Source organism: Flavobacterium faecale (assembly GCF_003076455.1).
GTDB classification, from domain to species: domain Bacteria; phylum Bacteroidota; class Bacteroidia; order Flavobacteriales; family Flavobacteriaceae; genus Flavobacterium; species Flavobacterium faecale.
The window spans coordinates 701,711-713,696 of sequence record NZ_CP020918.1; the positions used below are offsets into that span (position 1 = coordinate 701,711).

Consider the following 11,986-nt stretch of genomic DNA (forward strand, 5'->3'; position numbering starts at 1 on the left):
ATGTCAAAAAAAATATTATTAGAGAAAATCAACGTTCCAGGAATTAAAACGTACGAAGTGTATCGCAGAGAAGGCGGTTACGCCTCTGTTGAGAAAGCTATAAAGGCGATGACTCCGGACGAAGTAGTTGAAGAAGTAAAAAAATCAGGACTTCGTGGTCGTGGTGGTGCGGGTTTCCCTGCTGGAATGAAATGGAGTTTTATTGACAAAAAATCAGGAAAACCAAGACATTTAGTATGTAACGCCGATGAATCTGAACCAGGAACTTTCAAAGATCGTTATTTGATGGAATTTCTTCCTCACCTATTGATTGAAGGAATGATTACCTCTAGTTTTGCTTTGGGAGCGAATCTATCCTATATCTACATTCGTGGAGAATATATGTGGGTTTTTAAAATATTAGAAAGAGCCATTGCCGAAGCGAAAGCAGCAGGATGGTTAGGAAAAAACATCTTAGGATCTGGTTACGATTTAGAACTACACGTTCATTGTGGTGCTGGAGCTTATATTTGTGGTGAAGAAACAGCTTTGATTGAATCTTTGGAAGGAAAAAGAGGAAATCCACGTATCAAACCACCTTTTCCAGCAGTTTCTGGATTATGGGCCAACCCAACGGTTGTAAATAATGTAGAAACAATTGCATCTGTGCCTTGGATTGTTAACAATTCTGGTGATGATTACGCTAAAATCGGAATAGGACGTTCTACTGGAACGAAGTTAATTTCGGCTTCAGGACATGTAAAAAATCCTGGTGTTTACGAAATTGAATTGGGATTAACAGTAGATGAGTTCATGAACTCAGATGAATATTTGGGCGGAATGTACTCTGACAGACCATTAAAAGCTTTGATTCCTGGTGGATCATCGGTACCAATTTTACCAGCTGATTTGATTTATAAAACAACAAACGGCGAAGATCGTTTGATGACTTACGAATCGTTAAGTGATGGTGGATTTGCAACAGGATCTATGTTAGGTTCAGGAGGGTTTATCGTGTATGATGACACCGCTTGTATCGTGCGTAACACATGGAATTTCTCTCGTTTTTACCACCACGAAAGTTGTGGTCAATGTACGCCTTGCCGTGAAGGTACAGGGTGGTTGGAGAAAGTGTTGTGGAGAATCGAAAACGGTCAAGGTCGAGAAGAAGATATCGAATTGCTATGGAGTATTCAAAGTAAGATCGAAGGAAACACGATTTGTCCATTAGGTGATGCAGCATCATGGCCAGTAGCAGCAGCTATTCGTCATTTTAGAGAAGAATTTGAATATCATATTCGTTTCCCTGAAAAAATTAAAAATAGAAATCACTTTGTAGCAGAACCATTTTCTCAAGTAAAGCATTTGGTAACGAAGCAAACAATATAAAATAGTTTCAAGTTTCAAGTTATTTTAGTTTCACGTCAAACAACCTGAAACCTTAAACATGAAACTAAAAAAACAAAAAGATAAATGAAAGTAACAATAGACGGTCAAGAGATTGAAGTTGAAGCAGGAACAACCATCTTGCAAGCAGCACGTATGATTGGGGGAGAATCTGTTCCGCCAGCGATGTGCTATTATTCAAAACTTAAAGGGAGCGGTGGAAAATGCCGTTGTTGTTTGGTTGAAGTTGCAAAAGGTAGTGATGCTGACCCAAGACCGATGCCAAAATTAATGGCATCATGCGTTACGGGATGTATGGACGGAATGGAAATTAACAGTAAAAATTCAGACAGAGTGCGTGAAGCAAGAGAATCTGTTACCGAATTTTTGTTAATCAACCACCCGTTAGATTGTCCAGTTTGTGATCAAGCAGGAGAATGCGATTTGCAAAACTTAAGCTTTGAGCACGGGAAATCAAAAACTCGTTTTATCGAAGAAAAAAGAACATTTGAACCAGAAGATATTGGTCCAAATATTCAACTACATATGAACCGTTGTATTTTATGTCAAAGATGTGTGCAAGTTGCTGACCAACTGACAGACAATAGAGTACACGGAGTTATGGACAGAGGAGATCATGCGAATATTTCGACTTGCATTTCTAAAGCCATTGACAATGAATTTTCTGGAAACATGATTGATGTATGTCCAGTAGGTGCTTTAACAGACAAAACTTTCCGTTTCAAATCGAGAGTATGGTTCAACAAACCTTACAACGCACACAGAGAGTGTACTACTCCAGGATGTTGTGGAAAAACTACGGTTTGGATGTTTGGAAACGAAATTCAACGTGTTACAGGTCGTAAAGATGAGTACCATGAAGTAGAAGAATTCATTTGTAACAGCTGTCGTTTTGACCACAAAGAAGTTTCTGACTGGGTAATTGAAGGACCAAGAGAATTTGAAAAAGATTCGGTTATCAATCAAAATAACTACACTCAAAAATTAGAGACTGTCAATATCAATACTGAAGAAGGAATTTTAAAAGGTAGATTAGAAGACCGTAAAAAAATCAGTATGAATGAGATTGATTATGACGAAAAAATTGACGGAGAAAAATTAAATTCTGACAAATAATGGATTCAGCACTTATTATAGAAAAAAGCCTTGTTATCCTAGTAGTTTTTGCTATTACAATGGTAATGGCAATGTACTCGACTTTGGCAGAGCGTAAGGTAGCTGCTTGGTTGCAAGACAGAATTGGACCAAACAGAGCAGGTAAAGGTGGATTACTACAACCTCTTGCTGATGGTTTAAAATTGTTTGCAAAAGAAGAATTTGAGCCAAACACTCCCAACCTATTTTTGTTTTATGTAGGACCAGCAATCGCTATGAGTACTGCATTGATGACGAGTGCGGTGATTCCATGGGGTGATAAATTACACTTATTTGGTCGCGACATCATCCTTCAAGCAACTGATATTGATGTAGCATTACTATATGTTTTTGGTGTTATATCATTAGGAGTTTACGGAATCATGATTGGTGGATGGGCATCAAACAATAAGTTCTCATTGATTGGAGCAGTTCGTGCAGCTTCGCAAATGGTTTCATATGAAGTTGCCATGGGATTATCAATCATTGCATTGTTGATGATGACTGGAACTTTGAGTTTGAAAGAAATTGCAATGCAGCAATCAGGTATGAACTGGAATGTTTTTTACCAACCACTTTCATTCTTTATCTTTTTAATTTGTGCTTTTGCAGAAACAAACAGAACACCATTTGACTTAGCGGAATGTGAAACAGAATTAATTGGAGGGTACCATACTGAATATTCATCAATGAAAATGGGTTTCTACCTTTTTGCTGAATATGCAAATATGTTTATTTCTTCGACTATATTAGCCGTATTATTCTTCGGAGCTTACAACTATCCTGGAATGGAATGGGTTGTTGAAAACTGGGGAGTTAATATTGGAAACGTAATAGGAATTGGAGTTTTGTTTGCAAAAATATGTTTCTTCATCTTTTTCTATATGTGGGTAAGATGGACAATTCCAAGATTTAGATACGATCAATTGATGCATTTGGGATGGAGAATCTTAATACCTTTATCAATTTTGAACATCATCATTACAGGAGTGGTAATTTTGAGAGCAGAGATTGCAGTGTTTTTGGGATTTTAATCCCACTAACCCCCGAAAGGGAAATTGTTGGAACGTTGAAATTCTTGAAGTCACAAATTGAGACTACAAGTTGGAGTTAAAACCAAAATATAATTAATAGCACAATGCCCTAGCCCTGATAGAAGTGGAAATCCTTTTATTTTTTTCTTTAAAAAAATAAAAGATTGAAACGGATAGCAGGAATAGCTACAAAAAAATAAATTAAACAAAAATGGCAATAGAAACCATATCCTTATCGGGAAGAAAAAAGCAAGTCTCTCACAAAGAGATGAGTTTTTTGGAACGGATGTACATCATTGCAATCTTTAAGGGATTGTGGATTACGTTAAAGCATTTGTTCTCCAGAAAAGTAACGATTCAGTATCCTGAGCAAGTACGTGAAATGAGTCCTGTGTATCGTGGGCAACACCAATTGAAACGCGATGAGCAAGGTAGAGAAAACTGTACTGCTTGTGGTTTGTGTGCTTTGTCATGTCCTGCTGAGGCCATTACAATGAAAGCAGCAGAGCGTAAGGCGAATGAAAAACATTTGTACCGTGAGGAGAAATATGCCGAAATATATGAAATCAATATGTTGCGTTGTATCTTTTGTGGATTGTGCGAAGAGGCTTGTCCTAAAGATGCCGTTTACTTAACGACTTCAAAAGTATTGGTACCTTCTAGCTATGAGAGAGAAGATTTCATTTTTGGAAAAGATAGATTAGTGATGCCTCTTGATGTGGCAATGCAAAATACCCAACTTAAAAACGCTAATTAATGTCAACAGTACTTATTATATTTTGTGTTTTGGCTGCTATTACATTGTCTACCGCTTTTTTGACAGTTTTTAGTAGAAATCCTATTCACAGTGCGCTTTACCTTGTAATTTGTTTTTTCTCGATTGCAGGTCATTACCTTTTATTGAATTCCCAGTTTTTGGCTATCGTTCACGTGATCGTCTATTCGGGAGCGATTATGATTTTGTTTCTGTTTACCATCATGTTGATGAATTTGAACGAAAAGAAAGAAGTACATCGCCCAAGGATTACACGTTTAGGAGCGATTGTCGCTTTTAGTTTAATCTGTATTGTTTTGATTCTTATTTTTATCAATTCGAAACCAATTGTGGGTGAATACACTTCGACTGGTCAAGATTACCAATCGATAAAAGTACTTGGAAAAGTATTACTGAACGAATACATGGTTCCTTTTGAATTTGCATCTGTACTATTATTGGTTGCGATGATTGGAGCGGTATTATTGTCTAAGAAAGAAAAAATAGAAAAATAACATGAACAATATTTTAAACGAAATAGGAATCGAGAATTACATTTTCCTTGCCGTGATACTTTTTAGTATTGGTGTGTGTGGCGTTTTGTACAGACGAAATGCAATTATTGTGTTTATGTCTATCGAAATTATGTTGAATGCGGTTAATTTGTTGTTTGTAGCTTTCTCTACCTACCATCAAGATCCGCAAGGTCAAATTTTTGTATTCTTCTCGATGGCAGTTGCTGCTGCAGAAGTTGCTGTAGGATTGGCCATCTTGGTTTCTGTATTTAAGAACTTAGGTACAATTAGTATCGATAAATTAAAAAATTTAAAAGGATAAACTATAATGGATACAAATTTAGCTTTACTCTTATTATTAGCTCCTTTTTTAGGGTTTTTACTAAATATTTTCTTTGGGAAAAGCATTGGCAAAACAGCATCTGGAATATTGGGAACACTAACTGTAGTGTTATCATTTGTTGTTACTTTGTTTTTCTTCACTCAAATTAATTCAAGCCAAGAAGCCATACAAATTCAATTGTTTGATTGGATTCAGATTAGCAATTTCAAAGTGGATTTTGGTTTCTTATTGGACCAACTTTCTGTTCTTTGGTTACTATTTGTAACCGGAATTGGTTCTTTGATTCACCTCTACTCTATCAGTTATATGCATGATGATGAGAATATGCATAAGTTCTTTGCGTATTTGAATCTGTTTATCTTCTTTATGATAACATTGGTAATGGGTAGCAACCTATTGGTATTGTTCATTGGTTGGGAAGGTGTTGGATTGTGTTCTTACTTATTGATCGGATTTTGGCATAAAAACCAAGACTTCAACGATGCGGCTAAGAAAGCTTTCATCATGAACCGAATTGGAGATCTAGGATTGTTGATCGGGATATTTATCTTGGGATCAATGTTCTCAACTTTAGATTACAACAGCTTACAAGCTGCTATATCAGGAGCGACAAACTTAGACGTAACTACTTTATCTATTGCAGCTTTCTGTTTGTTTATTGGAGCTTGTGGAAAATCAGCACAGATTCCGTTATACACTTGGTTGCCGGATGCGATGGCAGGACCAACGCCAGTTTCGGCTTTGATTCACGCTGCTACGATGGTAACAGCAGGTATCTTTATGATTACGCGTTTGAATTATGTATTTGATTTGGCTCCAGATGTTCAAAACATCATCGCCATTGTTGGAGCAGTTACTTCATTGGTAGCGGCAACAATAGCTTTAGTTCAAACAGACATCAAAAAAGTATTGGCTTACTCTACAGTTTCTCAATTAGGATTAATGTTTTTGGCATTAGGATTGGGAGCTTATGAAGTTGCCGTTTTCCACGTAATCACACACGCTTTCTTCAAAGCTTGTTTGTTCTTGGGTTCTGGTTCTGTTATTCACGCTTTGCATGGCGAACAAGACATGCGCAACATGGGTGGATTGAAAAAATGGATGGGAGTTACTTTCTTCACCTTTTTAATCTCATCACTAGCGATTTCAGGAATTCCTCCTTTCTCAGGTTTCTTTTCGAAAGATGAAATTTTGATGGTCGCTTTCGAACACAATAAAGTACTTTGGTTTATTGCGTCTTTAGCTTCGCTATTGACAGCTTTTTATATGTTCCGTTTACTATACCTTACTTTCTTCAATGATTTTAGAGGTACTGAAAAACAAAAAAATCATTTACACGAAAGTCCAGCGTTGATTACGTTTCCTTTAATTGTTTTAGCAATTTTGGCGGCAATTGGTGGACTGATTAGTTTACCAACAAATAGTTGGCTGAACGGATATTTAGCTCCTTTATTTTCGAAAGAAGCGCACGAAGCTCATCACTTTGGAACACAAGAATATTCTCTAATGGCTATTGCCGTTATTGGTGGACTGGTAGGAATAGGAATTGCTTTTTCGAAATACTTGAAACAAAATCAAGTTCCAGAATCAGACGAAAATATCACTGGTTTTGCTAAAACATTATATAACAAATATTATGTGGACGAAGCATATGATTTTGTTTTTGTAAAATCAATCAATGGTTTATCTAATTTTTTCAGAGACCAAGTAGAAACAGGCTTATCATCACTAGTATTTGGCTTAGGCAAAATTACGAACGAAATAGGCTATCAAGGTAAAAAAGTACAAAGCGGAAGTATTGGATTGTATGTATTCATTTTTGTTTTGGGACTTAGCGCCATATTAACCTACTTATTTTTAGCACAATAATCCTATATTATGAATGTATCTCTTCTATTAATAATTCTTTTAGTTGGTTCTTTTTTAACCTTTCTATCAGGCGATAAACTAGCTTCAAAAGTAGCTTTACTTTTTAGCCTTGTTGCGCTAGGAGTAAGTGTAGCTTTACTGAATAGCTTTAACCTTGGCGAAGACATTAACTTTGTTGCTCCTTGGATTAATCAACCTAAAATCTCGTTTGCATTAGCTGCAGATGGTTTGGCAATCGCAATGTTGTTATTGACAACAGCTTTGACTCCGATTATTATTTTCTCTTCTTTTGGAACTGAATTTAAAAATGCAAAAAGCATTTATAGTTTGATTTTGTTTATGGCTTTTGCCATGGCAGGAACTTTCTTGGCTGCTGATGGACTTTTATATTACATTTTTTGGGAATTAGCTTTAATTCCGATTTATTTTATTGCTTTAATTTGGGGGAATGGCGACGCCGAAGACCGCAAAAATGCAGTGGTAAAATTCTTTATCTATACTTTGGCTGGATCATTATTTATGCTAATTGCGTTTGTGTATTTATACCAAAAAGCAGGAAGTTTTATGATCGAAGATTTATATGCTTTGGATCTATCTGATAATGAACAAAACTGGATTTTTGCCGCTTTCTTTTTAGCATATGCGATTAAGATTCCGTTAATTCCTTTTCATACTTGGCAAGCGAAGGTATATCAAAAAGCACCTACCGTTGGAACCATGTTACTTTCGGGTATAATGTTGAAAATGGGATTGTACAGTGTTATCCGTTGGCAGTTGCCTATTGCACCGGATGCAGCAAAAGGACATGCAGACCTAATGATTGCAATTGGAATTGCAGGTGTCATCTACGGTTCGATTGTAGCTTTACGTCAAAAAGACTTAAAAAAATTACTAGCTTATTCTTCTCTAGCACACGTTGGGTTGATTGCAGCTGGAGCATATGCACTAAACCTTGACGGTTTTCGAGGTGCAGTTTTACAAATGATAGCACACGGATTTGTTGTTGTTGGTTTATTCTTTGTAGCCGAAATAATCTATAGAAGATACGAAACAAGAACCATTTCAGAAATGGGTGGTATTCGTACTCAAACTCCAAAATTTGCTTCCTTGTTTATGATCTTGGTATTGGCATCGGTAGCGTTACCAACCACTTTCAACTTTGTAGGTGAGTTTACAGTTTTATACAGTCTATCACAAATTAATGTTTGGTTTGCCGTTTTAGGTGGAACAACTATTATCCTTGGAGCATATTATATGTTGAAAATGTACCAACACGTAATGTTAGGAGAAACAAACTCTAAACCTTTTGCCGAAGTAAATTTCAACGAAGGGTTATCATTAGTTCTTATCGTTGCGGTTTTATTTATATTTGGTATGTATCCAAAACCAATTAATGATTTGATTACGCCGAGTTTAGAGCATATCTTAGCGGTGATAAATAGATAAAATTAAGGATTTTTGATTTAGGAATTAGGAATGCTGGATTGGCTATACATGATTTAGGAATTAGGATTTAAGATTTAGGAATATTGGATTGGGGACTATGATTGTGGAGCTTCATAACAAGAAAAACATAATGAATTTGGATTTTAAGAAATCCTAAATAAAAAAAGCCTAAAGTAATCATGACTAAAGAAGAATTAAAGAAACGTACAAAGTTATTTGCGGTAAACGTATTTAAGTTTGTGATGGCAATTGAAAAAAGCAAAGCTGTCGACGTTGTTTCTTATCAGCTTTTTAAATCATCTTCATCAGTTGCCGCGAATTATCGTGCTGTTTGTAGAGGAAAATCAGATGCTGATTTTTTGAACAAATTAAAAATTGTAGACGAAGAGTCTGATGAAAGTTTATTTTGGTTAGAATTTATTAAAGATTTAGATATAAAATGTGACCAAGTAGAATTAGAAAAATTGATAAAAGAGGCTGACGAATTAACAGCTATTTTTTCAGCAGGAATTAGAACAGTATAAAGAGAGAAATAACAAAAAATAATAAACTGACTACCGGTTTTTAATATGGAATCAGAAATTTTCATTTAGGCACACAATCCTAAATCAAAATTCCTAAATCCTTAATTTTAAATCAAAATAATCAAAAACAAAACATACACGATAATAATGAATACATTAATAGCTATAGTAGGACTAGGTATTTTATGCCTAATATTGGAGATTTTCGACTTTAGAAAAGCAATTATTCCAATTAGTATTATTGGATTGTTGGCTGTTTTAGGATTGAATATCTCTGAATTCAATTCTCCAGAAGCTTATTACAATAATATGATTATCGTGAGCAAGTTTTCAACTTCGTTCTCGGCATTGTTTATTGTCTTAACGATTTTCTTGATTGCCTTGAGCCATAAGTTTTATGAGCACCATCAAACGCAACTTTCTGATTTTGTAGCTATCAAACTCTTTTTACTTTCTGGAGCAGTTGCCATGGTTTCTTTTGGAAACTTAGCAATGTTCTTTTTAGGAATCGAAGTACTATCAATTTCTTTGTACGTATTAGCATCAAGCGATAGAAAAAGTATAAAAAGTAATGAGGCAGGTATGAAATATTTTCTAATGGGATCATTTGCTTCTGGAATTATCTTATTCGGAATCTGTTTGATCTACGGAGCAATGGGAACTTTTGATGTAACCGAAATTAGTGAGCTATCGTATTCAGCTGAATTACCTGTTTGGTTTCCTATCGGAATCATATTGGTGACCGTTGGAATGTTCTTCAAGATCGCAGCAGTACCTTTCCATTTCTGGGCTCCAGATGTGTACGAAGGTTCTCCAGCGTTGACAACTGCTTTGATGAGTACTTTGGCGAAAGTAGTTGCAATTGCAACTTTGTTCAAATTACTTACTGCAATGAATGCTGAGATTTCAGAACAATTTCAATTGATTATTGTGATCGTTTCTATGGCTTCGATGACCGTTGGTAATATCATGGCATTGCGTCAAGTAAATGTAAAACGTATGTTGGCATTCTCCGGAATTTCACATGCCGGTTTTATGTTAATGACTTTATTAATTGCTACCAATGCAGCAGGAACATTATTGTACTACACCTCAGCATACGCTTTGGCAGGAATCGCCGCTTTTAGTGTGATTTTATATGTTACCTACAACAAAAACAATGAAGACATCAACAACTTCCACGGATTAGGAAAAACAAACCCTTTATTGGCAGCGATATTAACAGCAGCTTTATTATCTATGGCAGGTATTCCTATTTTTGCAGGTTTCTTTGCTAAGTTGTTTTTATTCAACCAAACAATTGCAGCAGGATATATTTCTCTGGTAATTGTAGCGGTTATCAACTCGATCATCGCTGTTGGATATTATTTCAAATTGATTTTAGCGATGTACAACAAAGAACCAAATGAAACGAGAACAGCTACACCATTTGTAATCTACGCCGTTGCAGTGATCGCTATCGTGCTTAATATTGCATTAGGTTTCTTCCCTTCACTAGTATTGGATTTATTAGCTTAAAACACTTTATTCTGTTCTTAAAACAGAAACTAAATCATATCAAAGCAGCCGAAAATTATTTCGGCTGCTTTTTTTTTCCCATCTTAAACGTTAAAAAAATAGACCGAAATGCTAAACTTATTTCAAACGGTAGTGATTTTCGTATTTTTGCATCTTAAACAACAATACAACGATTTTGATTCGATTAAACTTCATAGGCAATTTTAGAGCGCAAGGAAAAATAAAAAAGAGCTTTAGGAACGCTAAACAATCTTATTTATTACGAATTCGTTTGGCCGTTGCTTCCTTTTATTTTGGAATGGGATTATGCTTTGCTACATGGGCAAGCCGAATTCCGGATATAAAATTAGCACTACAATTAAGCCCAGCAGATTTAGGAACAATATTACTAGCCTTACCACTCGGTCAAATGACTATGATGCCTTTTTCTGGGAGATTAGTCACCCGATTTGGCAGTCATCGACTAGCCGTTTTTTCACTGGTGATGTATGGTGTATGTTTGACCAATATGGGACTAGCAACAAGCTCATGGCAACTAGGTGTCGGCCTTTATCTGTTTGGTATGTGCGGCAACATGAACAATATTGCCGTCAATACCCAAGGCGTTTATACAGAAAAGTTATTCAACAAAAACATAATGGCCTCTTTTCATGGTGTATGGAGCTTTGCGGGTTTTACAGGCGCACTTATTGGTATTGCAATGCTAGCGCTACACATGACGCCTTTTCAACATTTTGCTACAGTAGCAGCGATCGTAGTCTTATTGGTTGCCATCAACTTCAAATTCTTAATTAGAGCCAAAGAAACACCAAAAACAGACGAAAAAAAGAAACTATTTACCAAGCCCGATCCTGCGCTGTTATCACTAGGAGTCATTGGTTTTGGCTGTATGGCAAGTGAAGGAATTATGTTTGATTGGAGCGGTATCTATTTTGAAGAAATTGTCAAAGTTCCAGGTCCCTTGATCGTTTTGGGGTATACCTCTTTTATGATTATGATGGCGACAGGACGCTTTTTGGGTGATGGACTAATAACAAAATTTGGTCGTAAAAAAGTTATTCAAACTAGTGGATTTATGATCTCAACGGGATTATTTACTGCCGTATTTTTCCCCTACCTGATACCAGCAACCTTAGGTTTTATGCTCGTAGGACTTGGCGTTTCAACCATCGTACCTACGTTATACAGCGTAGCGGGTAAAACACCTAACATTCCGCCTGGTGAGGCAATCGCCATGGTAACAAGCGTAAGTTTTCTAGGTTTTTTAATGGGTCCACCCGTAATCGGCTTTATTGCTGAAGCATTTGGACTCCGTTTTTCATTTGCCTTTATTGGGATATTCGGACTTATTATAGCTTTTTTAGTTTCTAGAATCAAGGCATTACAGTAGATTATTATTTGGGCATTCCCTTCGGTCGGGCTGTCCGCACTCGCTTTGGGGTTCTTCCCGAAAAATCGGTCAG

General features: G+C 36.1%; 11 protein-coding genes. All 11 read left to right on the forward strand.

Translation table 11 applies throughout. The features are described 5' to 3' along the window. Positions 1-1,368 (forward strand): NADH-quinone oxidoreductase subunit NuoF, encoded by a 1,368-nt coding sequence (gene nuoF, locus FFWV33_RS03145; protein ID WP_108739560.1) that lies wholly within the window; start codon positions 1-3, stop codon positions 1,366-1,368. An 84-nt stretch (positions 1,369-1,452) separates the two neighbouring features. Further along, positions 1,453-2,502 (forward strand): NADH-quinone oxidoreductase subunit G, encoded by a 1,050-nt coding sequence (locus FFWV33_RS03150; RefSeq protein ID WP_108739561.1) that lies wholly within the window; start codon positions 1,453-1,455, stop codon positions 2,500-2,502. Then, positions 2,502-3,554 (forward strand): NADH-quinone oxidoreductase subunit NuoH, encoded by a 1,053-nt coding sequence (gene nuoH / locus FFWV33_RS03155; RefSeq protein WP_108739562.1) that lies wholly within the window; start codon positions 2,502-2,504, stop codon positions 3,552-3,554. Before FFWV33_RS03150 ends, nuoH begins: the two co-directional genes overlap by 1 nt. Positions 3,555-3,765: 211 nt before the next feature. Next, the gene (locus FFWV33_RS03160; protein WP_108739563.1) at positions 3,766-4,311 is read left to right on the forward strand and encodes a NuoI/complex I 23 kDa subunit family protein; all 546 of its coding nucleotides are present in this window, start codon (positions 3,766-3,768) and stop codon (positions 4,309-4,311) included. Then, positions 4,311-4,823, forward strand: a complete 513-nt coding sequence (locus tag FFWV33_RS03165; RefSeq protein WP_108739564.1) for an NADH-quinone oxidoreductase subunit J family protein — start codon at positions 4,311-4,313, stop codon at positions 4,821-4,823. Before FFWV33_RS03160 ends, FFWV33_RS03165 begins: the two co-directional genes overlap by 1 nt. Before the next feature lies 1 nt (position 4,824). After that, positions 4,825-5,145, forward strand: a complete 321-nt coding sequence (gene nuoK / locus FFWV33_RS03170; protein WP_108739565.1) for an NADH-quinone oxidoreductase subunit NuoK — start codon at positions 4,825-4,827, stop codon at positions 5,143-5,145. A gap of 6 nt (positions 5,146-5,151) precedes the next feature. Next, entirely contained in the window at positions 5,152-7,035 is a 1,884-nt protein-coding gene (gene nuoL, locus FFWV33_RS03175; RefSeq protein ID WP_108739566.1) for an NADH-quinone oxidoreductase subunit L, read from the forward strand. A 9-nt stretch (positions 7,036-7,044) separates the two neighbouring features. Next, positions 7,045-8,481, forward strand: coding sequence for a complex I subunit 4 family protein (locus FFWV33_RS03180; RefSeq protein WP_108739567.1), 1,437 nt, complete (start codon positions 7,045-7,047; stop codon positions 8,479-8,481). Positions 8,482-8,660: 179 nt separating this feature from the next. Beyond that, a complete protein-coding gene (locus FFWV33_RS03185; RefSeq protein WP_108739568.1) occupies positions 8,661-9,005 on the forward strand; it encodes a four helix bundle protein in 345 nt (114 codons plus the stop codon). Between the two features lie 147 nt (positions 9,006-9,152). After that, positions 9,153-10,523 carry an NADH-quinone oxidoreductase subunit N gene (locus FFWV33_RS03190; RefSeq protein ID WP_108739569.1) on the forward strand — a complete coding sequence of 457 codons (1,371 nt, stop codon included), beginning with the start codon at positions 9,153-9,155 and terminating at the stop codon, positions 10,521-10,523. A 175-nt stretch (positions 10,524-10,698) separates the two neighbouring features. Further along, positions 10,699-11,913, forward strand: a complete 1,215-nt coding sequence (locus tag FFWV33_RS03195; protein ID WP_245891642.1) for an MFS transporter — start codon at positions 10,699-10,701, stop codon at positions 11,911-11,913. Positions 11,914-11,986: the final 73 nt, after the last annotated feature.